At 71.5% G+C, this 24998-nt stretch carries 25 protein-coding genes and 1 pseudogene; 9 read left to right on the top strand and 17 right to left on the bottom strand.

The annotated features are described in order from the left end of the window. Positions 1-541: 541 nt before the first annotated feature. Positions 542-721 carry a hypothetical protein gene (locus IEY91_RS18825; RefSeq protein WP_189174894.1) on the top strand — a complete coding sequence of 60 codons (180 nt, stop codon included), beginning with the start codon at positions 542-544 and terminating at the stop codon, positions 719-721. An 80-nt stretch (positions 722-801) separates the two neighbouring features. Here IEY91_RS18825 and IEY91_RS18820 read toward each other — a convergent pair whose 3' ends face one another. After that, entirely contained in the window at positions 802-1563 is a 762-nt protein-coding gene (locus IEY91_RS18820; RefSeq protein ID WP_189174893.1) for a phosphoglyceromutase, read from the bottom strand. 221 nt (positions 1564-1784) lie between these two features. Between IEY91_RS18820 and IEY91_RS18815 the strand changes: the two genes are divergently transcribed. From IEY91_RS18815 to IEY91_RS18805, 3 genes are all read left to right on the top strand, one after another. Then, on the top strand, positions 1785-3089 hold the full coding sequence (locus tag IEY91_RS18815) for an MDR family MFS transporter (protein WP_189174892.1): 1305 nt from the start codon (positions 1785-1787) through the stop codon (positions 3087-3089). A 7-nt stretch (positions 3090-3096) separates the two neighbouring features. Then, positions 3097-3345, top strand: coding sequence for a hypothetical protein (locus IEY91_RS18810; RefSeq protein ID WP_058846319.1), 249 nt, complete (start codon positions 3097-3099; stop codon positions 3343-3345). 65 nt (positions 3346-3410) lie between these two features. Continuing rightward, a complete protein-coding gene (locus IEY91_RS18805) occupies positions 3411-3611 on the top strand; it encodes a hypothetical protein (RefSeq protein WP_164328417.1) in 201 nt (66 codons plus the stop codon). A 3-nt stretch (positions 3612-3614) separates the two neighbouring features. On the opposite strand, the gene IEY91_RS18800 is transcribed toward IEY91_RS18805, so the two are convergent. The 3 genes from IEY91_RS18800 to mshA form a co-directional block, all read right to left on the bottom strand. Then, positions 3615-5324: a glycosyl hydrolase family 28-related protein gene (locus IEY91_RS18800; protein WP_189174891.1), complete on the bottom strand. Its 1710-nt coding sequence runs from the start codon at positions 5322-5324 to the stop codon at positions 3615-3617. 139 nt (positions 5325-5463) lie between these two features. Then, entirely contained in the window at positions 5464-5964 is a 501-nt protein-coding gene (locus tag IEY91_RS18795) for a type III secretion system chaperone family protein (RefSeq protein ID WP_164323501.1), read from the bottom strand. Continuing rightward, the gene (gene mshA / locus IEY91_RS18790; RefSeq protein WP_189175100.1) at positions 5957-7303 is read right to left on the bottom strand and encodes a D-inositol-3-phosphate glycosyltransferase; all 1347 of its coding nucleotides are present in this window, start codon (positions 7301-7303) and stop codon (positions 5957-5959) included. Before mshA ends, IEY91_RS18795 begins: the two co-directional genes overlap by 8 nt. Before the next feature lie 159 nt (positions 7304-7462). On the opposite strand from mshA, the gene IEY91_RS18785 reads away from it, so the two are divergent. From IEY91_RS18785 to IEY91_RS18775, 3 genes are all read left to right on the top strand, one after another. Continuing rightward, positions 7463-8278 (top strand): class I SAM-dependent methyltransferase, encoded by an 816-nt coding sequence (locus tag IEY91_RS18785; RefSeq protein WP_189174890.1) that lies wholly within the window; start codon positions 7463-7465, stop codon positions 8276-8278. A gap of 325 nt (positions 8279-8603) precedes the next feature. After that, positions 8604-9704 (top strand): C40 family peptidase, encoded by a 1101-nt coding sequence (locus IEY91_RS18780; protein WP_164323497.1) that lies wholly within the window; start codon positions 8604-8606, stop codon positions 9702-9704. 298 nt (positions 9705-10002) lie between these two features. Further along, positions 10003-11481 (top strand): PP2C family protein-serine/threonine phosphatase, encoded by a 1479-nt coding sequence (locus IEY91_RS18775; RefSeq protein WP_189174889.1) that lies wholly within the window; start codon positions 10003-10005, stop codon positions 11479-11481. Between the two features lie 37 nt (positions 11482-11518). On the opposite strand, the gene IEY91_RS18770 is transcribed toward IEY91_RS18775, so the two are convergent. From IEY91_RS18770 to IEY91_RS18760, 3 genes are all read right to left on the bottom strand, one after another. Further along, positions 11519-11869 (bottom strand): DUF2516 family protein, encoded by a 351-nt coding sequence (locus IEY91_RS18770; RefSeq protein ID WP_229697074.1) that lies wholly within the window; start codon positions 11867-11869, stop codon positions 11519-11521. 110 nt (positions 11870-11979) lie between these two features. Further along, positions 11980-12567 carry a hypothetical protein gene (locus tag IEY91_RS18765; protein ID WP_189174888.1) on the bottom strand — a complete coding sequence of 196 codons (588 nt, stop codon included), beginning with the start codon at positions 12565-12567 and terminating at the stop codon, positions 11980-11982. Between the two features lie 30 nt (positions 12568-12597). Continuing rightward, complete coding sequence (locus tag IEY91_RS18760) at positions 12598-13074, bottom strand: helix-turn-helix domain-containing protein (RefSeq protein WP_189174887.1); 477 nt, start codon at positions 13072-13074, stop codon at positions 12598-12600. Between the two features lie 232 nt (positions 13075-13306). On the opposite strand from IEY91_RS18760, the pseudogene IEY91_RS18755 reads away from it, so the two are divergent. Next, positions 13307-14029 (top strand): annotated as a pseudogene (locus tag IEY91_RS18755) (SDR family NAD(P)-dependent oxidoreductase); the annotation flags it as partial. A gap of 92 nt (positions 14030-14121) precedes the next feature. On the opposite strand, the gene IEY91_RS18750 reads toward IEY91_RS18755, so the two are convergent. The 7 genes from IEY91_RS18750 to IEY91_RS18720 all read right to left on the bottom strand — a co-directional run bounded on the left by IEY91_RS18750 (position 14122) and on the right by IEY91_RS18720 (position 19902). Further along, the gene (locus tag IEY91_RS18750) at positions 14122-15000 is read right to left on the bottom strand and encodes an RNA polymerase sigma-70 factor (protein ID WP_189174886.1); all 879 of its coding nucleotides are present in this window, start codon (positions 14998-15000) and stop codon (positions 14122-14124) included. Beyond that, positions 14997-15569 (bottom strand): carboxymuconolactone decarboxylase family protein, encoded by a 573-nt coding sequence (locus tag IEY91_RS18745; RefSeq protein ID WP_189174885.1) that lies wholly within the window; start codon positions 15567-15569, stop codon positions 14997-14999. The genes IEY91_RS18750 and IEY91_RS18745 overlap by 4 nt, the downstream gene beginning before the upstream one ends. Before the next feature lie 96 nt (positions 15570-15665). Further along, positions 15666-16514: a class I SAM-dependent methyltransferase gene (locus tag IEY91_RS18740; protein WP_189174884.1), complete on the bottom strand. Its 849-nt coding sequence runs from the start codon at positions 16512-16514 to the stop codon at positions 15666-15668. After that, positions 16511-17092 carry a DUF1707 SHOCT-like domain-containing protein gene (locus IEY91_RS18735; RefSeq protein WP_189174883.1) on the bottom strand — a complete coding sequence of 194 codons (582 nt, stop codon included), beginning with the start codon at positions 17090-17092 and terminating at the stop codon, positions 16511-16513. Before IEY91_RS18735 ends, IEY91_RS18740 begins: the two co-directional genes overlap by 4 nt. A gap of 76 nt (positions 17093-17168) precedes the next feature. Beyond that, positions 17169-17972 (bottom strand): ABC transporter permease, encoded by an 804-nt coding sequence (locus tag IEY91_RS18730; RefSeq protein ID WP_189174882.1) that lies wholly within the window; start codon positions 17970-17972, stop codon positions 17169-17171. Beyond that, positions 17969-18973 carry an ATP-binding cassette domain-containing protein gene (locus IEY91_RS18725; RefSeq protein WP_189174881.1) on the bottom strand — a complete coding sequence of 335 codons (1005 nt, stop codon included), beginning with the start codon at positions 18971-18973 and terminating at the stop codon, positions 17969-17971. The genes IEY91_RS18730 and IEY91_RS18725 overlap by 4 nt, the downstream gene beginning before the upstream one ends. Before the next feature lie 92 nt (positions 18974-19065). Further along, a complete protein-coding gene (locus tag IEY91_RS18720) occupies positions 19066-19902 on the bottom strand; it encodes a DUF4097 family beta strand repeat-containing protein (RefSeq protein WP_189174880.1) in 837 nt (278 codons plus the stop codon). A gap of 446 nt (positions 19903-20348) precedes the next feature. Between IEY91_RS18720 and IEY91_RS18715 the strand changes: the two genes are divergently transcribed. Continuing rightward, on the top strand, positions 20349-21467 hold the full coding sequence (locus IEY91_RS18715) for a pyridoxal-phosphate dependent enzyme (protein ID WP_189174879.1): 1119 nt from the start codon (positions 20349-20351) through the stop codon (positions 21465-21467). Positions 21468-21581: 114 nt separating this feature from the next. On the opposite strand, the gene IEY91_RS18710 is transcribed toward IEY91_RS18715, so the two are convergent. From IEY91_RS18710 to IEY91_RS18700, 3 genes are read right to left on the bottom strand one after another with little or no spacing between them, the layout of a single operon-like run. Next, complete coding sequence (locus IEY91_RS18710; protein ID WP_189174878.1) at positions 21582-22484, bottom strand: SRPBCC family protein; 903 nt, start codon at positions 22482-22484, stop codon at positions 21582-21584. Continuing rightward, complete coding sequence (locus IEY91_RS18705) at positions 22481-22798, bottom strand: ArsR/SmtB family transcription factor (RefSeq protein WP_164323470.1); 318 nt, start codon at positions 22796-22798, stop codon at positions 22481-22483. The genes IEY91_RS18710 and IEY91_RS18705 overlap by 4 nt, the downstream gene beginning before the upstream one ends. A 21-nt stretch (positions 22799-22819) precedes the next feature. Further along, entirely contained in the window at positions 22820-24952 is a 2133-nt protein-coding gene (locus IEY91_RS18700) for a HelD family protein (protein WP_229697073.1), read from the bottom strand. Between the last annotated feature and the right edge of the window lie 46 nt (positions 24953-24998).

Genomic DNA, 24998 nt, shown 5'->3' with positions numbered 1-24998 from the left:
TCCTGACTTCAAGCCGAAGGAGTAGGCATGCAATGCAAGCGATTCGGTAAGCAAGAGTGGGTGTCGGGATAAGCAATACAAGCGATTCGGTAAGCAAGAGTGAGTGTCGGGATAAGCAATGCAATCGCTAAGTCCACTAGCTTCAAGTGCTAACCCAAGCGCTAGGCCTAACAAGTTGGCATGCGATGCAAGCGTCCTGAGCGGCAGCAGAGTCTCCCTTGCTAGCAAGGGTGCAGTCAGTAGAGGCTGGATGTCCGATGGCCAGCTGGCTGGTGCAGCTCCGCACCCACCTCCTGTCGTTCATTGGCCTGAGTGATTTGTTCAGGAGGTGCGCTATCGATCTTCGAGGCACGCAGGCTTCTACTTTTGCAACGTAGAAGTCGAAGAGCTGTGGGCCTTCTAGCTGCGCGTTTGTCTGAGAAGTCGAGCTGTGCGAAAGTCTCACCGCATGCGAATGCCGCCCCACGCCCGGGGCGGCATTCGTTTCCATTTCCGCACCCGGAAACCGCTTGATCAATAACCTGATACGGAAGGAGGCCATATGGTCCCACGCACAGGCGTCACCGTCGACATCTGCCCGCGCGACCTGCCGATCGCGCTCATCGGCGCCGGAGGAGGTGCGCTCGCCCTCTGGGCGCAGGCTCCGGTCGAGATCGCCATCCCCGTGGCGCTGCTGATCGTGCTCGACGTCCGGGTCCGGCGCATGCGCCGCAGCACCTGACGGCCCAGCGACGGCCCCAGGGCAGCAACAAGGCCCCCACCGGCGGAGGAACCGCAGGTGGGGGCCTTGAACGCGTGGGCTTACTTCTTCTTGCCCTGGTTCTTGACCGCCTCGATTGCCGCCTTCGCGGCGTCCGGGTCGAGGTAGGTGCCGCCGGGGTTGAGGGGCTTGAACGTGGCGTCCAGCTCGTAGGAGAGGGGGATGCCGGTGGGGATGTTCAGGCCCGCGATGTCGGCGTCGGAGACGCCGTCGAGGTGCTTGACGAGGGCACGGAGGCTGTTGCCGTGGGCGGCCACGAGGACCGTGCGGCCGGTGAGGAGGTCCGGGACGATGCCGTCGTACCAGTAGGGGAGCATCCGGACGACGACGTCCTTCAGGCACTCCGTGCGGGGGCGCAGCTCCGGCGGGATGGAGGCGTAGCGCGGGTCCGCGGACTGGGAGAACTCGGTGCCGTCCTCGAGGGCGGGCGGCGGGGTGTCGTACGAGCGGCGCCAGAGCATGAACTGCTCCTCGCCGAACTCGGCGAGCGTCTGCGCCTTGTCCTTGCCCTGGAGGGCGCCGTAGTGGCGCTCGTTCAGGCGCCAGCTGCGGTGCACCGGGATCCAGTGGCGGTCGGCGGACTCGAGGGCCAGCTGCGCGGTGCGGATGGCGCGCTTCTGGAGGGACGTGTGGACCACGTCGGGGAGCAGGCCGGCGTCCTTGAGCAGCTCACCGCCGCGGACCGCCTCCTTCTCGCCCTTCTCGTTCAGGTTGACGTCCACCCAGCCGGTGAACAGGTTCTTCGCGTTCCATTCGCTCTCGCCGTGGCGGAGGAGGATCAGCTTGTACGGTGCGTCGGCCATGCCTCTGAGCGTAATGGAACGCCCGTAGGGGTCGCGCCCGGGAGCGGTCGGGGCCGTCGGGGGCGGTCCGGGGGGGGCGGTCCGGAGGGCGCCAAGCCCGCAGTTGACGGTTGTCGTCAAACGAGTGGCGTGGGCGGTCTCGTGGGTCGTAAGTTGTGCTCGCCGCTTTCGCCTCTTACTCGCCAGCTGTAGCTCAGCACCTGCACCGCCCCGGGGGAACCATGCCATTCACCGCAGTCAGACGCGCCGTCAAGGAGTCGGTGTCGGGGCTCCCGCCGGCGTTCTGGTGGCTGTGGACCAGCACGCTCGTGAACCGGCTCGGGGCGTTCGTCGCCACGTTCATGGCGCTCTACCTGACCCTGGATCGCGGGTACTCGGCCACGTACGCAGGACTCGTCGCCGCCCTCCACGGCCTCGGCGGCGTCGTCTCCTCGCTCAGCGCGGGCGTGATGACCGACCGGCTCGGGCGGCGGCCGACGCTGCTGATCGCGCAGTCGTCGACGGCCGTCTCCGTGGCGCTGCTCGGCTTCATGGAGCACCCCGTGGCGATCGCCGCGGTCGCCTTCCTCGTCGGCATGGCGAGCAACGCGTCCCGGCCCGCCGTGCAGGCGATGATGGCGGACATCGTGCGCCCCGAGGACCGGGTGCGCGCCTTCTCGCTCAACTACTGGGCCATCAACCTCGGCTTCGCCGTCTCCGCGGCGGGCGCGGGCTTCATCGCCTCGTACAGCTATCTCGCGGGCTTCCTCATCGAGGCCGTCATGACGCTGGTGTGCGCGATCGTCGTGTACGTGAAGCTGCCGGAGTCGCGGCCGCAGACGACCGCAGCCGCCGGGGAGGCGGACGACGTCGGGATGCGCACCGTGCTGCGGGACGGCCGGTTCATGGGCGTGGTCGGCCTGTCCTTCCTGGTCGCGCTGATCTTCCAGCAGGGCTCGGTGGGGCTGCCGGTCGCGATGGGCGAGGCGGGCTTCTCGCCGAGCGACTACGGCGTGGCCATCGCCGTGAACGGCGTCATGATCGTCGTGCTCCAGATACCGGTGACACGGTTCATCGAGCACCGGGACCCGCAGCGCCTCCTCGTGCTGTCCTCGCTCGTCGCCGGCATCGGCTTCGGACTCACCGCGTTCGCGGGCTCGGTCGGCGTCTTCATGCTGACGGTGATGGTCTGGACGCTCGCCGAGATCGTCAACGCGCCCACCCAGACGGGCCTGGTCGTGCGGCTCTCGCCGACGCACGGACGCGGCCGCTACCAGGGCATGTACACGATGTCGTGGGCCGTGGCGGCCCTGGTGGCGCCCCTGATGTCCGGTTTCCTGATCGACCGTCTGGGGGCGGAGTGGCTGTGGGGCTTCTGCGCGCTCGTGGGTACGGTGGCGGCGCTCGGGTATTGGGGTCTGATGCGGGGGCTTCCCGAGGCGCCGGAGCAGGGCCCGAAGGTGTCGGGTGCGGCTCCGGGAGGATCGGACCGCCGCCGCTACCGTGAGATCAGCGCAGGGCCCACCCAGGGACCTCAGGGAGAGTGACCCGACCATGGCGGAACCACTGAAGACCTTCATCGGCGGCGAGGAGGTCGACGTCCCCAACACCATCCCGGACATCCGCGCCGCCCTGCCCGAGGACCGGCGCGCGGAGTTCGACCGGGCCATCAACGAGGCCGGGGTCGACGAGATCCACAGCGTGATGCGGCACTGGATGCTGGAGGCCGTGCCCGACCCCGAGGCCGAGGCCCTGCTCGACCGCCTCGCCGCCGACGAGGCCGAGAGGCGGAGCATCGCGTGAGCCGTCACCGGAGCCGGAGCTATCGCATCACCTACGCGCCGCCCGCCGACGACACCCTCGCCAAGATGGACGACGCGGACGCCTTCCGGGCCGCGATGGTGCGCACGCTCGGCCGCGACCCCTACGGGCACGGATCGACGCCCGTCTCCCCGGACTCCGCCGAACGCGACCGCCGCGAGGCGACGGTCGGCGGCGCGATCGTCCTCTACTACGTGTCGGGTTCGGTCCTCACGGTGACCGTGGTCCGTCTTGTCCCCTTCGGCTGACGCCTAGTCACCCAGAGCGCGCTGCGCCTCGTACAGATTCCGGGGGCGTACGGAACCCGGCGAACCGTACGCCTCGATGCGCGAGTTGAGCTCTCCGGAGAAGTCCGGTACGTCGATCTGGTCGAACTCGCGGACCCGGGAGATGCCTACCGTGGCGCTGTACGGAGCGATGCCGTCAATTTTGACCAGTCCGGCGCGCTGGTTGGTGACAGTGACGTTCCAGTGCGTGAAACGCGCTCCGTAGAGGGGCCCCGCGCTCGCGTCGCCGCCGTGCCGCCCGTCGTTCTCGACGGTGATCTGGGTCCGTACGTCGGCGAACGGCATCCCCCGGTGCGTGTCGAAGGTGCCCATCTCCATGACACCCCGCGACCAGACGTTGTACGAGGACAGGCCCTCCACGTTGATGCCGTGCAGCTGGGTCCCGGCGGGCGCGGGCACGGTGCGCCGCTCGACGCGGAACTCCTCGATCAGGTTGTCGTGCGAGCCCTCCCGGCAGAAGTACGGGTGGTGCGAGCCGCGGCCGCCGACGGCGGTGCGGCGCAGGGTGCAGGCGGAGGCGGCGACGAGTCCGAAGCCGTTGTCCACGTGGCGTACGTGGACGTCGTCCGCCCAGCAGTCGTACGCGCACTGGAAGGTGACGCCGTTGTGGCCTTTGTCGAGCAGGTGCGGGGACTGCGGGGTCTCGACGGCTTCCAGGGTGAGGCCTTCGACGCCGGAGCCGGTGAGGGCCTTCACGTGGGTGGTGAGGCGGGGATCCCACTCGGGCCGCACGTCGAGCGGCAGCGGCCGCTCGAAGGTCACCTCGCGCCCCTTGACGGAGGCGATCCGTACGGGCCACTCGTAGGGGACGTACGAGGTGAGCTTCGTCTTGTCGTCCCAGGTGTACGACGTGGCGCCCGGCCCTTCGCCCGCCATGTGCTCCAGGAGGGTGTGGTCGGCGTCGTCCGCGAGGCGGAGGAGGACGAGGTCGCCGCGGCGCAGGCGAGTGGGGTCTCCCCTGTTCGAGCGAAGCCGAGAACTTGGGGAAGGGTCGGTGACGTGCACGGACCACGAGCCGCGGGTGGCGGGGGCGACGGTGGTCAGGGTCCGCCACTCGTCCCTCTTGTTGCCGGTCCAGCCCTCGAAGGGCCAGTCCTTGGCCTTGATGGCCCCGACGAGCGAGTCCCAACGCGCTTGTGGGCAGAGCCAGATGAGCCCTCCCGCCCAGGACCAGCTCGACTTGTCGCCTCCGTAGCGGCTGCCGTAGGGGCCGATGAGGTCGGTGAGGTTCTTGGTGGCGACGAGGGTGGTGCGGGCGCTGCCCGCGCCGCGCAGGACGACGTTGTCGTGGGCGATGCGGATGATGTCGTCCACGCGGTACGTGCCGGGTTCGAGCTGGACCGTGCCCCCGCCGGCCCTTCCGGCGGCGGCGAGGGCACGGTTGATCGCGGGCGCCGCGTTCGACTGGGCGTCGGGCCTGGCGCCGTAGTGGCGGGCGTGGAACACCCGGCCGGGGTGCGGGAGGTGCCGGGTGCCCCGGCGGGCTCCTGCTCTTCCTACGTAGGGGATCTGGGGGTGGGTGTAGGGGGCTTGGGTGAACTCCTGCCAGAGGGTGGGGGGTTCGGCTGCGGCGGTGCGTGCGGCTGCTGTGGCCGGGGTGGTGCCGCCGGTCGCCGCGGTGGCCGCGACGGCGATGGCTCCGCCCAGGACGCCGCGTCTGCTGAGGGTTCCCATGCCCGCCTCCCCTGTTGTGCATGTACGTGAACGTGGTTCACGTCTGCGTTGGGCGGGAGCATGCCACGTGGCTGGCCGTCGGGGAAGGTGTCGTACCGCCAGAGATACGGGCACCGTCGGCCTGGGCTGCGCCGAGGAGCTACCGGGGCTGGGTCAAGTGGGTGAACGCGTCCAGGTTGCGGGTGGATTCGCCGCGGGACACGCGCCAGTCGTACTCCTTGCGGATCGCCGTCGCGAAGCCCAGCTCCAGCAAGGTGTTGAAGGAACCGTCGGCCGCTTCGAGGACGGAGCCGAGGAGGCGGTCGAGTTCGTCGGGGGTGACGGCGGCGAGGGGCAGCTTGCCGGCGACGTACACGTCCCCCAGGGAGTCGATGGCGTAACTCACGCCGTACAGACGCAGGTTCCGCTCCAGGAGCCACCGGTGGACGCCCTCGTGGTTCTCGTCGGGGTGCCGGATCACGAAGGCGTTCAGGGACAGCGAGTGCTTGCCGACACGCAGCGACAGCGTCGTGGAGAGCTTGCGCGTGCCGGGCAGCTTCACCACGTACGCCCCGGGCCCGGGGGATTCCCACTCGAGCTCGGCCTCGTCCAGAGCCCGCTCGATCACCGCGGAAGGCGCCCCGCCAGCAACGTCACCCATGGTGCGAGCGTACGTGACGCCGGTGATCGTGCACGGCGGCGGTGTACACGTCGGCCGTGGCGGACGCCGCGGTCCCCCACCCGAAGGACTCGGCGTGCCGCGCGGCCGCCGAGCCCATGCGGTCCACAAGGTGGGGATGGTCGGCGAATTCGCTCAGCACGCGCGCGTAGCGGGCGGGTTCGTGGCCGGAGATGAGGAATCCGGTCTGCCCGTCGCGCACGGCGACGGGCAGACCGCCGACGGCCGCGGCGAGCACCGGCGTCCCCGCGGCCTGCGCCTCGATGGCCACGAGCCCGAAGGATTCGCTGTACGAGGGCATCACGAGGACGGACGCGGCCCGGAACCAGTCCGCGAGCTGCTCCTGCCCGACGGGCGGCTGGAAACGTACGACATCGGCGATCCCCAGGCGGGCGGCCAGCTTCTGCAGGCCCTCCGGCTTGGCGAGGCCGCTGCCGCTCGGCCCGCCGACGACGGGCACGACGATCCGCGAGCGCAGCTCGGGCCGCTCCTCCAGGAGGGCGCCGACGGCGCGCAGCAGCACGTCGGGGGCCTTCAGGGGCTGGATGCGGCCGGCGAAGAGCGGGACGAGGGCGTCCTGCGGGAGGCCGAGGCGCTGCCGGGCGGCGGCGCGGCCGTCGGCGGGGCGGAAGCGGTCCAGGTTCACGCCGGGGTGGACGACGGCGACCTTGCCGGGGTCGGCTTCGTAGTGGCGTACGAGTTCGTCGGCCTCTTCGGAGGTGTTGGCGATGAGGCGGTCGGCGGCGCGCACGATCTGGGTCTCGCCGATGACGCGGGCGGCGGGCTCCGGGGTGTCGCCCGCGGCGAGCGCGGCGTTCTTGACCTTGGCCATGGTGTGCATCGCGTGCACCAGGGGGGTGCCCCAGCGTTCGGCGGCCAGCCAGCCGACGTGGCCGCTGAGCCAGTAGTGCGAGTGGACCAGGTCGTAGTAGCCGGGGCGGTGGCCCGCCCAGGCCTGCATCACGCCGTGCGTGAAGGCGCAGAGCTGGGCCGGCAGCTCCTCCTTGGCGAGGCCTTCGTAGGGGCCGGCGTCGACGTGACGTACCAGCACTCCTGGAGACAGCTCCACGACGGGCGGCAGGGTCCCCGTCGTGGCGCGCGTGAAGATCTCGACCTCGATGTTGATCGCGGCGAGCCGCTTGGCCAGCTCCACGATGTAGACGTTCATGCCGCCCGCGTCGCCCGTGCCGGGCTGGTGCAGCGGTGAGGTGTGCACGCTGAGCATCGCCACCCGGCGGGGCCGGCGGGAGGCGCCGGGCAGCCGGATCCGGGCGGACGCCGATGGGGAGCGACGCCCGAGCCTGGTCACGTAGTGGCTCACGTGGCGGTCCTCCTTGGCCTTGACGGCGGGCACGGCGAGGGGGAGACCGGGTGTGCTGGCCTCCTGGAGGGGCAACACCGGAAGCCCCACCTCCATTTCCTCTTTGCCAAAGCATTACCTTGGCTGTCTCAACCGTGGGCCTTGCATACGCTTGCCCCTATGGCCCCCCGCGTCCCCCGATCGTCCGCTCGCCCCGTGGGCAACGTGACGCGCGGGACCACGAACCCCAACCGGCTGCGCCGCATGGACCGCTGGATCGCCGCCGCCCACGGGGCCGCGCTGCGCCGCGCGGACGCGCCGGTCGCCGTCGACCTCGGGTACGGCGCGGCGCCCTGGACCGCCGTCGAACTGCTGCTGCGGCTGCGTACGGCCGCCCCGCACGCGCGCGTGGTCGGCATCGAGATCGACCCGGAGCGGGTGGCGGCGGCCCGGCCCTACGAACGCGAGGGCCTCACCTTCCGGCACGGCGGCTTCGAAGTGCCCCTGACGACCCCGACCGAGCGCCCGGTGCTGATCCGCGCGGCGAACGTGCTGCGCCAGTACGACGAGGACGCGGTCGCCGACGTGTGGGCGCGGCTGTGCGCGCGGCTCGCGCCGGACGGGCTGCTGATCGAGGGCACCTGTGACGAGATCGGGCGGCGGCACGTGTGGGTGGCGCTCGGTCCTGAGGGTCCGCGCACGGTGACGTTCGCGGCCCGGCTCGCCTCCCTGGAGCGCCCGTCGGACCTCGCCGAGCGGCTGCCGAAGGCGCTGATCCACCGGAACGTGCCGGGCGAGCCGGTGCACGCGTTCCTGCGCGACTTCGACCGGGCGTGGGCGGCGGCCGCGCCGTACGCCTCGTACGGGGCGCGGCAGCGGTGGATCCGGGCGGTGCGGGACCTGACGGCGGACTGGCCGGTGGTGGACCGGAGTTCGCGGTGGCGGCAGGGGGAAGTGACGGTGCGGTGGGGGGCGTTGGCGCCGGGCGGGGGCTGAACTCGGGGGCCGAGAGCGGCTGGCGCGGCTGAACGCGAGGGCCGGCGGCGGCTGCGGCGCGGCTGAACGCGGGGACAACGGTGGCCCAACCTCTGCCGAAGTCGCCGGTGGCGAGGCGGGAGTTCGGGCCCGGGTGGGGCAGGCTCGGCCTCTGTGACCTGCGGGCCACGACCCTCGTGAGCTGCGGGGAACGATCTCCGCGTGCCGTTCGTCACATGGGACGGGTGGGGGATCGGAGTTGTCGCGTGGCTCTGTCGTAATCGGCGCGGGCGTGGCACCATCCCGGGAATGTCGGGAAGTTACTGACGGTAAATCAGCTTTGGGGGTGGCGAGCGTGACCGGCAAGAGGCATTCGACGACGACGGCCGTGGCCTTGATCTGCGCGTGCGCGGCCACGGTGCTCGCGGCACCGGGCACGGCGTTCGCGAGCCCGGCCGAGCCGACGCCGCCGGGTCCGACGACAAGACCGGACGCGCCCACTCCCCCGACGAACCGCTCCCTCGAAGAGGTCCGCAAGAAGATCGAGCGGCTCTACCGCGAGGCGGGCACAGCCACCGACGCGTACAACGCCGCGGAGGAGAAGGCCGAGAAGCAGTCCGAGGAGATCGTCCGCCTGGCCCGGTCCATCGACAAGGGCCAGGCGAAGCTGGACAAGCTGAAGGCCCGCGCGGGCGCCGCGGCCCGCGCGCAGTATCGCGGCGGCGGCGTGCCCGACGAGGCCCGGCTGCTGCTCAGCGAGAACCCGAGCCGGTTCCTCGACGGCGCGGGCCGCCTGCGCCAGGGCCAGCACGCCACCAAGGCGATGCTCACCGAAATGGGCCGCACGCAAGAGGACTTGAAGACGTACGCCAAGGACGCCGCCGCCCAGTGGAAGAGGCTGGAGGCGGGCCGCAAGGCCAAGGCGGAGGCGAAGAAGGAGATCAAGAAGAAGATCGCCGCCGCCGAGAAGCTGGAGTCGCGCCTGGAGAAGAAGGAGCGCGAGCGGCTGCGGAAGCTGGAGGAGGAGGCCGCGCTCAGGCAGCAGTCGGCCTGGGTGGACACCGGCATACTCAAGGACGCCAAGGGCGAGGCGACCACGCCCGGCAAGAAGGCCATCGCGTTCGCCACGGCGCAGCTCGGCAAGCCGTATGTATGGGGAGCGGAGGGCCCGAAGTCCTTCGACTGCTCGGGGCTCACGTCCCAGGCCTGGGCCGCCGCGGGCAAGGGCATCCCGCGCACCTCGCAGGAGCAGTGGAAGCGGCTCCCCCGCGTCGACGTCAAGAACATGCGCCCCGGCGACTTGATCATCTACCACAAGGACGCCAGCCACGTCGGGCTCTACGTGGGCGACGGCGCCATCGTGCACGCCCCCCGTCCCGGGCGGAATGTGACGGTCGCGGGCGCGGGCTCGATGGAGATACTCGGGGTCGTACGGCCCGACAAGTGAGGTGGGCCACTCGCGGGGCGGGGCTGTGAGGTGCTGCGGGGCGGGGCGGTGACACACCCCTGCCCGGACCTGTGACCCACTGCACGGCCATCCCCTCGGCTCAACCCTCCCGGCGTGATGTTCGTCATCACAGGCGGACCGAGTTCGTGCCCAAATGCGGTCCAGGATGCGGCATATGCCGTCGGCCACGTGCCGGACGGCATTCCACACAGGCCCCGGCTAACGCTATGGTCCCCGTCTGGTGGGGCGTGCGACCGTCGCTCCACCATGCCCTCGGGGGGAGGGAAGGAACGAAACGATGCCCGTACCCATACCGCGGCAGAGAGCGATCCCGGCCGCGGAAGGCGGTCAGGCTCAAGCGGCGCCCGCAGCCGGCGCCGGCCCCATCGGCAACAGCTCCGCCGAAGAAAACGACAAGACCGGCGGTCACACGGACGCCGACCACAGCCCTCTCGGCGATGACCCGATCACCAGCGGCACGAACCTCACCCTGCTGGTGATCGAGGCCGACCCGGCGGGCTCGCTGAGCGTGCCCGAGCTCCTGGACGCCGCGGGCAAGCCCATCCGCATCCGCACCGCCCGCAACCTCACCGAGGCCGAGCGGCTGCTCACGGACGACGTGCACTGCATCCTGCTCGACCTGGCCCTGACGGCCCGAGGCAACGGAGGCACAGGTTCCGGAAGCGGCAACGGAGGCACCGGCCCGGGCAACAGCGGCAGCGGCAGCGGCAGCGGCACCAGCCCCGGCCAGGGCTACAGCCCCAGCTCCGGCTCCAGCTCCGGCCCCGACGCCGCGGACGACCCCGACGAGCTCACCGCGCTCAAGCACGTGCTCCGTCTCGCGCCCCGGCACGCCGTCCTCGCGCTCACCGCGTCCGGCGACGCCGAGACCGGCGCCCGGGCGGTGCGCGTCGGCGCCCAGGACTATCTGCTGCGCGAGGAGCTGGACAGCCGCCTGCTGAGCCGCGCCATCCGGTACGCGGTGGAGCGCAAGCGCGCCGACGCCGCGCAGCGCCAGCTCACCGAGTCCCGGCTGCGCGCGCAGGAGAACGCCCGCCTGGAGCGCGGCCTGCTCCCGACCCCGCTGCTCGACGGCTCCCCGCTGCGCTTCGCCGCCCGCTACCGCCCCGGCCGCTCCCGCGCGCTGCTCGGCGGCGACTTCTACGACACGGTGCGCACGCCCGACGGCTCGGTGCACGTGATGATCGGCGACGTCTGCGGCCACGGCCCGGACGAGGCCGCGCTCGGCGTCGAGCTGCGCATCGCCTGGCGCGCGCTGACCTTCGCGGGCCTGTGCGGCGACGAGCTGCTCTCCACGCTCCAGCGGGTCCTTGAACACGAGCGGGCGGACGAGGAGATCTTCGCGACGCTGTGCACGGTGGACATCGCGCCGGACGGGCGCCGGGCCGGCCTGTGCCTGGCCGGCCACCCGTCACCGCTGATAGCGCGCCCTGGCCGACCCGCCGAGCTGCTTCCGTACGACGACGGGGGCCCCGCGCTCGGCCTGCTGCCGCGTGCGCGCTGGCCGCGCCGGCAGGTGGAGCTCGGCGGCAGCTGGAGCCTGATGCTGTACACGGACGGCCTGATCGAGGGCCGCATCGGCGAGGGCAACCAGCGGCTCGGCCAGGACGGCATGGTGGAGATGATCCGCCGCCAGATCGCGTCCGGCCTGGGCGGCGAGGAGCTCCTTGAGGCCGCGGTGAACGAGGCCAGGGACCTCAACGGCGGCGATCTGACGGACGACGTGGCGGTACTGCTCCTGGACAGGGCTCGCTAGCTGCTCCTGGACCGGGCCCGCCGCCGCGCGAAACTCGTCACCGACCGCCGTTGTACGGCCCGTACGGACCGTCGCTGCTGGAGCCGCGGCGGCCGCCGCCCCCGCCGGTGATCTGCCGCAGCGCGGGCCGCACGTCGACCATGTACACGATGGTCGCGATGAGGCCGATGATGGGCAGGAACGACAGGATGTTGAAGATCAGGTTCACCACGAAGGCGAGCCCGAGGATGATCAGCCAGAACGGCTTGGTCTTCTTGTCCGCCGCGCGATAGGCGTCCTCACGCCGGATCGCGGCGTCGAGCAGCGCGAAGCCGCTGAACGCGATCAGGGCCAGCGACAGCAGCCACATGAGGTTCGAGAACCCCTGCATCAGCACAACGTCCACCACCAGTCTCGGCGTATCCCTACGCGACGTACCCAGTCACCGTCACCGTACCCGCTTACCCGGACAACGGGCCGAGCACTCCGAGAGTGCCCGGCCCGCCGTGCCGACTCCCGCTACTTGGCGGGCGGCGTGGTCTTCTTGGCGGTCGTCTTCTTGGCGGCGGGCTTCTTGGCGGCAGTCGACGAAGCGGTCTTGGAGGACGCGCCCTTGTCCTGCTCCCCCTGCTCCCCCTGCTGCTCGTCCTGGGCGTCCGGCTCGACGGCGTCGGCCAGCTCGACGAGCTCCTCGGCGGCCTCGCCGCGCCAGGTCCGCACGGCCTGCTCGCCGTGCTCGGCGACCTGGTCGTACTTCTCGCGCGCCTGGACCGCGTACTCGACGGCCACGCCGGCGCCGCGCAGGGCCAGGTCCTGGGCGCCCTCGCCGAGCTTCTTCAGGTCGGTGTCGACGATGCCGATGAGCTCGCCGACCTTGGCCTGGAGGGCCTCACGCGCTTCCTTGGCGCGCGTGGTGGCCTTCACCTGGACGTCCTTGGGGTCGGTCCTGACCACCGCGTCGATCCGGGCCGGGGCCTCGGCGGCGAACTGCTCGATGGCGCCGGGCACCTTCTTGGCCTGCTGGTACGCGAGGTCGGCGCTGCCGGCGATGAAGAAGAAGGGCTTGGGGTTGGTGAACGTCTTGCGCACGTCGTCGGTGATGGCCATGGTGATGGTCCTCCCGGAGTCGGATTCGCTTCAGCTTGAGGGTTCGGCGTCGTTGCCGTCGGCCGTGCGGGAGCCGTCAGCGGGGGTGTCGTCCGCGTACGAAGCGGGGGTGTCGTCCGCGTCGTACGAAGAGGCGCTGTCATCCGCATACGAAGAGGTGACGAAGCCGTTCTCCTTGCGGAACGACTCGTAGATCTGCAGGAGCACTTGCTTCTGCCGCTCGTTGAGGGACGGGTCGGCGAGGATGACGGCGCGCGTCTCCAGCTCGTCCCGCTCCTTCTCGTCGAGGATCCCGGCGCGGACGTACAACGTCTCGGCGGAGATCCTGAGCGCCTTGGCGACCTGCTGCAGCACCTCGGCGCTCGGCTTGCGCAGCCCGCGCTCGATCTGGCTCAGATACGGATTGGACACCCCGGCGGCATCGGCGAGCTGCCTGAGCGAGAGCTGGGCGTTGCGCCGCTGCTCGCGCAGATACTCACCGAGATTGCCGACGTTGAGCGATGCCATGCGTCGATACTGCACCCGCCCCGCTAACTATTGCAAGCACCTGCTTGCAATAGTGCGCTACGCCACGCCGTGCCCCGACGGCGCCGCTCCGTCCGAGTCGGCCCGCCTGTCGGCGGGATGTCGGTGTCCCGGCCGTGGCAACCGGTGATCCATAGGTGAGGTGTCGGGGCCCGCTGGGACTGTGGGTGGCGAGCCGGTGGAAGCCTGCACGCCAGATCTAGGGAGCCCCTTCATGTCGTCGACGTCCTCCGCCCCGCCCTGGGATGTTCATCGGCTGCCGCGTGCCGAGGGCAGTGTCTTCCTGGTCACCGGGGGCGCGGGTATCGGGTACTTCATCGCGGAGCAGCTCGCCGCCACCGGGGCCACCGTCGTGCTGGGCAGCCGGGACCCGGCGCGAGCCGAGGCCGCGCTCGCCTCGATCCGCTCGCGCGTGCCCGACGCGCGGGTACGCGCCGTACGTCTTGACCTCGCCGACCTGTCATCACTGAGCACCGTCGCGCAATCCCTGGAGGTGAGCGCCCTTGACGCCGTGGTCCACAACGCCGGTGTCGCACTCGACGACCCGCCACGTCGCGAGACCGGGGACGGCCATGAGCTGATGTTCGGCACGAATCACCTCGGGCACTTCGCGCTGACCGGCCGGCTGATGCCGCTCCTCGCGGCCGCGCCGGCGGCACGCGTCGTGACCGTCGGCAGCTTCGCCGCGAAATCGGAACGGCTGGACCTGGACGACCTCCAGTCCCGGCGGAACTACCTGCCCAAGCGCGCCTACGGACGGTCCAAGCTGGCCCAGATGCACTTCGGGCTCGAACTCGACCGCCGTCTGCGCGCCCTCGGCAGCCCAGTGGCGAGCTTGGTGGTCCACCCCGGCGGCGCCCTGGACCGCCTCGGCAAGAGGCGGTGTGGAGTCATCTCGCCGACATCGGTGTGGCGGCGCGGTTGTGGGACGCCAGCCGCGCCCTGACCGACGTCGACCCCGGTGACCTGTGACCTGTGACCTGCGCGGGTAGGCCCCCTCACCGACCCGGCTCCCCCGCTCCCGCCCGCCTACCGCCCCAGCTCCGCCGGCGCATCCAACCGCGTCAACTTCCCCGGATTGCGCACCACATAGATCCGAGTGACCCGACCGTCCTCCACCGCGAGGCTCACCGTCGTCGGCTCGCCCGCGATGTCGAGGCGGCCCGCGGGCTCCCCGTTGAGCCAGACCGGTGTCGCCGCGAACGCGGACGCCTTCCGGTGCGCGCCCGCGAGGATCCGCGCCACCTGATCGGCGCCGTGGAGCGGGGCGAGGGCGGCAGGGACGACTCCGCCACCGTCGGTGATCAGGACGACGTCCGGCGCCATCACCGCGAGCAGCTCCTGCAACTCCCCCGTGTGCAGCGCGAGCAGGAAGCGCTCCACCACGGCCTGCTGCTCCGACCGGCTCACCCGTACCCGCGGCTGCCGGGCCGCCACATGGTCGCGGGCCCGCCGCCCGATCTGCCGCACCGCGGCCGCGGACTTCCCGACGACCTCGGCGATCTCCCCGTACGGCATCTCGAAGACCTCGCGCAGCACGAACACCGCCCGCTCCATGGGCCCGAGCGTTTCCAGGACGGTCAGCATCGCCATCGAGACGCTCTCCGCGAGTTCCACGTCATCGGCGACATCCGGGCTTGTCAGCAGGGGTTCCGGCAGCCACTCCCCGACGTAGTCCTCGCGGCTGCGGGACAGTGTGCGCAGGCGGTTGAGTGCCTGCCGCGTGACGAGCCGGACGAGGTACGCCCGCGGGTCGCGCACCTGCGCACGGTCCACGCCCGACCACCGCAGCCAGGACTCCTGCAGCACGTCCTCCGCGTCGGCCGCCGAGCCGAGCATCTCGTACGCGACCGTGAAGAGGAGGGTGCGATGGGTGACGTACGGATCGACGGGCAGGTGCTCGGTCATACGGCTTCCGTCGCTGCCGGGCGTGCCGCCAGGGGAATCTCGCACGTCTCGGAGAAGCCCTGCGAGGAGATCCCGTGCGCCGAGTTGTTCCTGGTCGACATGTTGGCGAAGCCGATCGCCGCGGTCAGTTCGACCATCGCCCCCGGGCCGAGCCGCTCCAGCAGGCTCGCGTACAGCTCGTCCGTGACGGTCGGCGGCGTGTTCGTCATGGCCTCGGCGTACGCGAGGACGTCCCGCTCCAGCGGCGTGAACACCTCGGACTCCCGCCAGCGCGGCACCTGGCTCGCCTTGGCCAGATCCAGGTCCTGGTGCAGCGCCTGGAAGTAGTTGATGTCCAGGCACCAGCTGCAGCCGACCTGCGCGGCGACCACCATGTGCGCGAACGTCTTGAGCCCCTCGTCGGCCATGTCCCACCCATTCACCCTGCCCCCGATCTCCACAGAGTCCGCGGTCAGCTTGGGATTGTGCCCCGCCACCTCGAAGGGCTCGGGCACGACGCCGAACTGCTTGATCATGGACTCGCTGAACTCGGTGGGCAGTTCGGCCTTCTGGATGCGCAGCTTCGTCATGATGTCCTGTCCTCCATATACGTGTGCTTCGTACGTGCTCGACATGAAGACACCGACGGGTGCGCGGATGTGACAACCGCCGTGGGAGGGCACGGGTCACCTGTGCCAGACGAATGCCTCTGTTCCCGGCTGGCGTTCGGAGAAGCGGTCCGACGGGGAGGCGTCCCGCAGGAGTCGGGCGAGGTCCTGCTCGAAGGCGTCGCGGTGGGCGCCGAAGAGGTGCGGGGCCGAGAAGGAGCGCGAGAAGACGCCCGCGACCACGTCGTCCCGCGTGCGTACGAGCGCCTGCCCGCCGGGGACGACGAGGCGCCGCGGGCCGGAGAACCCCGCCCGCGCGTACACCTCGTTCTCACCGCCGGGCGTCCCCTGCGGCAGCAGCCCGCGGCCCGCCCGCCGGACCGGGCCCAGGTACCGCTTGACCAGCTCGTCGACGGCTTCGTAGGGAACGGTCGGGTACGGAAGATCCTCGACGGACCGTTCCTCCGCCCGCACATCCGAGGTCTTCACGTCCGACACGTGCACAAGGACCCCGCCCGGCCGCAGCAGCCCCCTGACCTCCGCCGCCACCAGGTCGCGGTCCATCCAGTGGAAGGACTGGCCGAAGGTCGCGACGGTGAACGTGCCCAGGCCGTCGGGGAGTTCCTCGGCGCGGGCCTCGACCCACCGCGCCTTCGCCGCCACCCCCGCCTCGGCCGCGGCACGCCCCGCCTCGGCGATCATCCCGCGGTCGGGGTCCACGCCGACCACCTCGGCGAACAGGTGCGCAAGGCCGACGGCGAGGGTGCCGGGGCCGCATCCCATGTCGATGAGCCGTCCCCGGCCGTCGAGTTCGAGTGCCTCGGCGAGCGTGTCGGCGAGGCCCGGTGCGTACGGGATCCGCCCGCGCCGGTAGTAGGGGGCCGCCCCCAGGAACAGCGCGTCGTCCCACTCCCGGCCCGCGGTCACGTCCGCTGCTGCCTGCGCCGCTGCCGCCCGCTGGGGTGGCGGACGTAAAGGCCGCCGGAGCCGCCCGTTCCGGTGAGGCGGATCAGGGGGCTGCCGGGGAGGTGTCCGGCGGTGGTCCGGTTGGTCACGCCGCCGAAGCCGGGGTCCACCTCGTCGGAGTCCACGGCCCACGAGTCGGGGACGACGAGGGTGACGCCGCCCTTGTCCCCGTGCGCCTCGACGCCGACCTCGGAGAGCACGCACTCGGTCTCGGTGAAGTCGACGGTGGCGCCGCCGCTGCCGCCGTGCACGGTGATGTGCGGGGGCACCTGCCAGCGGCCGGATCGCGACAGGCCGTGGCTGCCGCCGTCGAGGACCAGGGGCTTGGCGGTGCTCGGCAGGACCGCGGGCGTCAGGTCGGCGGTGAGCGGGACGAGCTCTCCGTGCGTCGTCGCGCTCAGCGCGAGACCGAGGCGTTCGTCCAGCTCCTCGAAGCCGAGCCGCCCGTCGGCGGCCGCTTCCTGAAGCCGCTCCACGACGGCCTCGCGATCGGCCTCGGTGGCCCGCAGGTTCGGGTTCTCTCGGGGCTCGGTGGGCATGCGGTCGATGATACGTAGGGCACACGCGAGTGGGCGGCTTCCCCGGTTCGGGAAGCCGCCCGCTTGAGAGGTACGTTCAGCGCTTGGCGTCCTTGTTGAAGGAGGCCTTGGCCCACAGGTAGCCGAGGACGGACAGGCCGGCCAGCCAGGCCAGGGCGATCCAGGCGTCGTTGCCGATCTCGGTGCCCAGCATCAGGCCGCGCAGGGTCTCGTTCATCGGGGTGAAGGGCTGGTACTCGGCGAACCAGCGGATACCCGCGGGCATCGAGTCCGGCGTGACGACCGCCGAGCCCAGGAAGGGCAGGAACGTCAGCGGCATCGGCGCGTTGGAGGCCGTCTCCACGCTGTCGGAGCCCAGGCCGATCGCAGCCGAGATCCAGGCGAGCGCGAAGGCAAGGAAGACCAGCAGACCGATCGCGGCCAGCCACTCGATCACGTTGGCGTTGGGGCGGAAGCCCACCGCGAGCGCCACACCCACGACCAGCACCAGGCTGATGATGGTCTGCACGACGTTGCCGATCACGTGGCCGACCAGGACCGAGGCCCGCGAGATCGCCATCGTGCGGAAGCGGTTGATGATGCCCTCGGTCATGTCCGAGCACACCGACACCGCCGTGGACACCGCACCCGAGGTGATCGCCATCAGCAGGATGCCGGGGGTCACGTAGTTGGTGTAGTCGCCGCGGTCACCGCCACCGCCCACCCCGGGAATGTCGATACCGCCGCCCAGGGCGCCGCCGAAGACGTACACGAACAGCAGCAGCATCAGGATCGGCATCGCGACGACCGAGATCGTCATCGACGGATAACGCTGCGCGTGCTTCAGATTGCGCCGCAGCATCGTCATCGAGTCGCGCACGGCGTACGAGTTGGTGCTCATCGCTGAGTCTCCTTCACAGCGGTCGCGCTGTCCGTAGTAGCGGTCTTGCGGCCCTGACCCGTCAGCGCCAGGAACACGTCGTCCAGATCCGGGGTGTGCACGGTGAGCGCCTCGGCGTGGATGCCGGAGCCTTCGAGTACGTCGAGGACCGCGCGCAGGGCGGGGATGCTGCCGTCGCTGGGGATCTGCAGGCTCAGCGACTCGTCGTCACGGGTGACCGTGGAGAGCGCGAGGCGGTGGGCGGCGGCGTTCATGTGCTGCATGTCGTTGAAGCGGAGGCGGATGTGGCCGCCGGGCATGCGGCGCTTGAGCTCGTCCGCGGTGCCCTCGGCCACGATCTTGCCGCCGTCCAGGACCGCGATGCGGTCGGCCAGTTGGTCGGCCTCTTCCAGATACTGCGTGGTCAGGAAGATGGTGGTGCCGGCGGCGACGAGGTCGCGGATGCTGTCCCACATGACGCGGCGGCTGCGCGGGTCGAGGCCCGTCGTCGGCTCGTCGAGGAAGATGATGCTGGGCCTGCCGACCAGGGTCATCGCCAGGTCGAGCTTGCGGCGCATGCCGCCGGAGAAGTTGGACGCGTTCTTCTGGGCGACGTCGGTGAGGTCGAAGCGCTCCAGGAGTTCGGCCACGCGGCGCTTGCCCTCGGCCCTGTCGAGGTGCAGCAGGTCCGCGATGAGGAGCATGTTCTCCTCGGCGGTGAGCAGGCCGTCGACGGCGGCGAACTGCCCGGTGACGCCGATGGACTGGCGGACGGCGTCCGGCTCCTGGTCCAGGTCGTGCCCGGCGATGCGGGCCTGCCCGTCGTCGTGGGAGATCAGCGTGGAAAGGATCTGGACGGTGGTGGTCTTGCCGGCGCCGTTCGGGCCGAGCAGGGCGAAGACCGTGCCTTCAGAGACCTGCAGGTCGATTCCGTCGAGTACGACCTTCTCGCCGTACGACTTGCGCAACCCCTGGGCGGTGATCCCCTTCGGCGGGGCGGTCAAACCGGTGGTGGCAGTCATTGTGCCGCCTCCTTCTGCTTTCCGTAGTTGATTCAAGGCCGGTCTCTGTGGTTCACGAGTCGCTGTGGTGCACGAGGCCCTGCGAGGCGCCGTCAGGCGCGGCGGATCACGATGTCGCCGAGGCCGGTGCGGGCGCGCACCTGGACGGTCTCCGCGTCCGGGCCGGGGCCGTCGGTGGAGCCGATCGAGTTGTGGACCGTGCCCGCCTGGGAGTTGACTTCGAGCCAGGCCGCGCTGGACTCGCGGATGCCGACCTCGAGGTCGCCGTCGGCGGTCTGCAGGGTGACCTGGCCGCGGGCGACCTCACCGAGCTTGATGTTGCCGTTGTCCGACTTGGCGTCGACGCCGGCGTGTGCGACGCCCACGGAGATGCGGCCGTTGGAGGAGCTGATGCGCAACTCGCCGGTGACCTCGCCGAGAGTGGTGTCGCCCTTGCGGTTGCGTACGTTGGCGGCGCCCGCCACGTTGCCGAGGTCCACGCGGCCCGCGGCGTCGACCTCTACGTCGCCGGTGGCGCGGTCCAGGCGGACGTCGCCGTGGTCGGTCTTGATGAAGGCGGCGCCGACCTCCGCGACGTGGACGTCACCGGCGGCGGACTCGAACCGGCAGTCACCGAGGCGGCCTTCGGCGCTGAAGGCACCGGCGGGCGACAGGCCCTGGATGTCCGATCCGGCCGGCAGCTCGATGGTGACCTCCAGCGAGCCGCTCTTGCCGAAGAGCGAGCGCTTCTTGGGGCCCTTGACCACCAGGCGGCCGTTGTTGCACGTGACCTGGACCTGCTCGGCGGCCTTCACGTCGGCCTCCTCGCGGCCGTCGCTCGGGAGCACCGAGACGACGGTGTCGAGGCGCTTGCCGGCGGAGATGCGGGCGGTTCCGGTCTCGAACTCGACGATGGCGGAGAGGGGCTCGGGAGTGTCGAAAGTAGGCATGGCCGTCCTGTCTGGCTGAGGTGTGCGGACCCGCTGGTCACGGCGGGCGGATGAGTTGTTGTGCGTCACTCCGGCGGGCCGGCGTTCTCAGCCCCTGGAGCCGTGCTGTCCATGACGCCAGCATGGCATCACTATGGCGCCAATGCAAGCGGGGTTGGCACACAGGTGGTGCCACAGTGGGTGAGGCGTGGCGCACAGTGGACTCGGGCACCCACCCTCCACCCCTATGAGCTGGGCTTATTCGGGTGAGGCGGGTTTGGGGAAGGTGTGCGCCGACGCGCCGAGAAGTCTTCGAGACGGGGTGCGGACGGCGCTTCGGAGGGCCTGCGAGGGGGGTGTGGCACCGGGGCGGCGCCATGGCGCGCCATCGTGCGCCACGCTGGTGGCGGCCGTCTCGCCGGCCCGGACGGTGGACCTGCGAGCGGGGTGGGACGCAGGGTTGCCCCATGACTGACACCGGCACCAACGCTGTGGTGGGTACGCCGCCTTGGTACGCGCGGCCCGGCGCGCGGAAGTGGGAGTGTGCGCCCGCGCCCGCCGACGTACGGACCTTCCACTCCGGCCTCCCGGAGTACGCGCCCACCCCCCTCACCGAACTACCCTCCCTGGCCGCCGAGTTGGGAGTCGGCCGGGTCTTCGTCAAGGACGAGTCGAAGCGGCTGGGGCTGCCCGCGTTCAAGGCGCTGGGCGCGTCCTGGGCCGTGCACCGGCTCCTCACCGGGCGGGCACCCGGCGCCCGCGTGGAGCTGGTCACCGCGACCGACGGCAACCACGGGCGGGCGGTGGCCCGGATCGCGCGGGGGCTCGGGCAGCGGGCCCATGTGTTCGTGTCGCAGGGGGTGCATCCTGGGGCGGTGGCGGCGATCGAGGGCGAGGGGGCGCGGGTGACGCGGGTCGCCGGGGACTACGACGAGGCGGTGCGGGCAGCCGCGGGGGCGGCGCGGGCGGAGGCCGCGGCGGGGGCGGTCCTGGTCCAGGACATGGGGTGGGAGGGCTACGAGGAAGTACCGCAGTGGATCGTGGAGGGCTACTCCACCCTCTTCTCAGAGATCGACGCACAACTGGCCGACGCCGGAGCCGGGTTGCCGGACCTGGTGGCCGTGCCGGTGGGCGTGGGGTCGCTGGCGCAGGCCGCCGTCACGCACTACCGGAGCAGGGGTGTGCCGGGGCCCGCGCTGCTCGCCGTGGAGCCGACGGTGGCGGCGCCCCTGCTGGCCAGCCTGACGCGGGGCGAGTCGGTGTCCGTGACCGCCGGGGAGACGGTGATGGCGGGCCTGAACTGCGGGACGGTGTCCGGGCTCGCGTGGCCGCTGCTGCGGGCGGGTGTCGACGCGGCGGTGTCGGTGCGGGACGCTGCCGCGTTGGCGGCGGGGCGGGAGTTGGGGGTGCTCGGGGTGTCGTCCGGGCCTTGCGGGGCGGCGTCCCTGGCCGGGGTGCGGGTGGGGCTGACGGGGGCAGGTTCCCCGGCGCGCCGGGAGGCACTGGGCGTGGGCCCCCGTTCCACGGTGGTGCTCCTGAGCACGGAGGGCAGGGAGGCGAACCCGCACGGGGGCGCCCTGGCGTAGGGGACGCCCCTGGCGTACGCCCACGAGGCAGGCCGGGCTCGGCGGCACCCCGCACCGGGGCTGCCCACGAGGTGGGCCAAGCCGAAGTACGCCCGACGGCACCCGGCACCAGGGCTACCGTTCCAGCAGCCGCCCCGCCAGCAACTCCACCCGCGCATGCCACGCCGCCAACGCCACCCCGGCGTCCGGCGCCCCCGCATGCGTAAGGACGAGCCGCGCCCCGTACCCCGTACCGGAACGGAGTTCCCACCGCACGGACCCGCCGCCCGGGGCGGGGCTCTCGTAAGCGACGACGCAGGGCGCGGCCGCGGCAGACGGCGCACCGGAGGGAACCACCACCTCCGTCACCACCCCCGCCCCCACCCCTTCCGCGGTGAAGCCGACGGGCACGACACCCCCCGCCCGCACCTCCGCGCCCCCGGCGAGCTCCTCCCACACCGCGGCAGCGGACCGCACCAACTGCCGCTCGAAGCGCACGCCTCCGTCGGCCGTCAGCTCCCCGCCCCCCAGGTCGAACTGCTCCAAATACGCCTCGTGCAAGTCCCCCTGGTCCGGCGTCACATCGGACTTCTCGCCGTCCAGATGCTCCCCGAGCGCCGTGACGCACAGATGCCAGCCCGCCCCGAAGCTGGGCGCGCCGAACCGGTCGCCGAAGGTGTGGACGAGGGTCAGCAGCGACCCGCCGGTCTCCGCGTCGGGCGCGATCTCCCAGCGGAGATGGTCCTCGCCCCAGGTGAAGGCGAACAGCCGCGGCTCCTCCACGTCGGTCACCTCGCCCGTCATCTCGAAGCCGGGCGCCGACTCCTGCGGGAAGACGAAGGCCATCGCACCGCCGGGCCGCAGCTCGACCCGGACTTCGGAGGGGAACCAGTGCACCAGATGGTCGGGTCGGGTGATCGCAGCCCAGACCTTCTCGGGCGGCTGGGCGAGCCGCCGCTCCATGCGCAGCACATTGCGGCCGCCGTCGGCCGTGGTGAGGGTGTCGGAGTGAGGGTTACGAGGGTTGCGCGGGGTCATGACGGATCGTCCTCCATCACGTCGAGGTGGCGTTCGAGCGCGTCGAGCCGACCGCTCCAGAGGTGCCGGTAGTGCGCGAGCCAGGCGTCGAGCTCCGCGAGGGGCTCGGGCCGCAGTTCGTACCAGCGGCGCTGCGCGTCCCGCCGGACGGACACGAGCCCGGCATCCCGCAGCACCCGCAGGTGCTTGGACGTGCCGGGCTGGCTCAGCCCGAGCCGCTCGGTCAGCTCACCGACCAGATGCGGCCGCTCAAGCAGCAGATCGAGAATCCGGCGCCGGCTGGGCTCCGCGAGCACGTCGAACGGTATGGGCATACACCGAACATAACCCCGAGGCTATATAACCGCAACAGCATCTACCCCGCCCACCTGCCTGCGAGGCGAAAACGGCAACCCCCGGCTGTGCACCACGTCGAGCCGCGAGACCGCCCGCGTCAGCACCACATACAGCCGCTGCAACCCCCGCTCCTCCGCCTCCGCGATCGCCGCCGGCTCGACGGCCACCACATGGTCGTACTCAAGACCCTTGGCCATCGACGCGGGCAGCACAGTCACGCGCGCCCCGAGCTCGTCAGGACCGGCCGCCACGACGCCCGCGCCCGCGAGGGCGGCCCGCACCCCGTCGACGGCGCCGTCGGCCGCGATGACCCCGACGGACCCCTCGCGGGTGAGCGCGGCACGCACCGCGTCCACGACCGCGGCGGCCACATCCGCCGCATCCGCTGCCTCACACACCGTCAACTCGCCGTCGCGGCGCAGCGACCGCGCGGGCGGCACGTCGACGTCGAGCCCGGCGAGCAGTTCGTTGGCGAGGGTGACGACGGCCTGCGGGACGCGGAAGCCGGTGGTGAGCGGCGTGACGGTCGCGTCCGGTTTGCCGAGGTGGGCCATCAGCGCGGGCCAGCCGCGGGCGGCCCACGGCGTGGTGCCCTGGGCGAGGTCGCCGAGCACGGTGAGCGAGCCGAAGTCCGCGCGCCGCGCGATGGCGCGGCACTCCATCGGCGACAGGTCCTGCGCCTCGTCGACGACGATGTGCCCGTAGCCCTCGGGCCGTTCGATCAGGCCCGCGAGCTCGTCGAGCAGGACGAGGTCGGCGGCCGTCCACTTCGCGGACTTGTACGAGCGCGGGACCCTGCCCCACAGCAGCGCCCGCTGCTCCTCCCCCGTGAGCAGCCCGTCGGCCGCGGCCGCCAACACCCCCGCGTCCCCGAGGAGTTCGTACAGAACCTCCTCCGGCCGGGCCTTCGGCCAGGCCGCGTCCACGAACGCCGACACCGGCCGCGCCCGGGAGATCTTCTGCACCCACGCGCCGCTCATCGCGCCCGCGCGCCGCTCCGCCTGCGCCTGGATGTGGCGCACGGCGCGGGTGCGGACCCGCTCACGCCCGGTGTCGTACGGGGGCTCCTCGGCCCGCACGTCCTGGATGACGCGGTCGAGTTCGTCGGCGGAGATCCGCCAGCGGTACGAGCCGTCCGGCACCGCGAGCGACGCGGCGCCCGGCGTCACGCGCGCGTACAGATGACGGCGAAGCACCTCCGCCATGCGGGCGTCGTGCTTGACGACGGCGGCCGCCGGAGCGTCGTCGGCCAGCACGGGCTGCCGGGCGATCTCGTCCAGGACGGTGGACTGGCGTACGCCGGTCTCGCCGAGGGAGGGCAGGACCTCGGCGATGTAGCGCAGGAAGGTGCGGTTGGGGCCGAGGATCAGGAGGCCGGAGCGCTGTACGCGTTGGGGGTGGGTGTAGAGGAGGTACGCGGCGCGGTGCAGGCCGACCGCCGTCTTGCCGGTGCCGGGGGCGCCCTGGACGCAGACGGACTCGGTGAGCGCGGCGCGCACGAGGTCGTCCTGCTCGGGCTGGATGGTGGCGGCGATGTCGCGCATGGGGCCGACGCGGGGGCGCTCGATCTCGCCGGTGAGGATGCGACTGGTCGCGCCCGCGGCACCGTCACCCGTGGTCAGGTGCTCGTCCTCCAAGCTGGTGAGGTCTCCCGAATCCCCCTTGCTGCCCGGCGCCCAGCCGAACCGGCGGCGTACGGCGACGCCTTGGGGATCGCGGGCCCCCGCCTGGTAGAAGGCTCGCGAGACGGGTGCGCGCCAGTCGACGACGAGGGGCGGGGCGGCCGGGTGCTCGGTGATGCGCAGGCGGCCGATGTGGTAGCGCTGCCCGCGGTGGTCGCCCGCCTCCGGGGCGTCGGCGGCGAAGTCGAGGCGCCCGAAGTACAGCGGCGCTTCGGGGAGTTCGCGCATCTCCTTGGCCTTGCTGCGCAGCCGGTACCCGAGCACTTCGGCGTCGGCGCCGGACGCGGACACGTCCTCGCCGCTGACCACGTGCTCCTGGGCGCCGTCGACCATCACGGCGAGGGCGGTGCGGCAGGTGTCGTGGTACGCGCGCTCGCTGGCGAGGGCGCCTTCCAGGGGCCCGACCGCGTCGGGGGCGCCGCCGACATCGGCATCGTCACGTCGAGTCATGCCACCGAGCGTAGCAAAAAACGTTACCGAGTAACATTTGATACTG

The sequence above is a fragment of the Streptomyces lasiicapitis genome (assembly GCF_014646335.1).
GTDB classification, from domain to species: Bacteria; Actinomycetota; Actinomycetes; order Streptomycetales; family Streptomycetaceae; genus Streptomyces; species Streptomyces lasiicapitis.
Note: the sequence above shows the minus strand (reverse complement) of the source record. Positions and strands in the feature narration are given on the sequence as shown.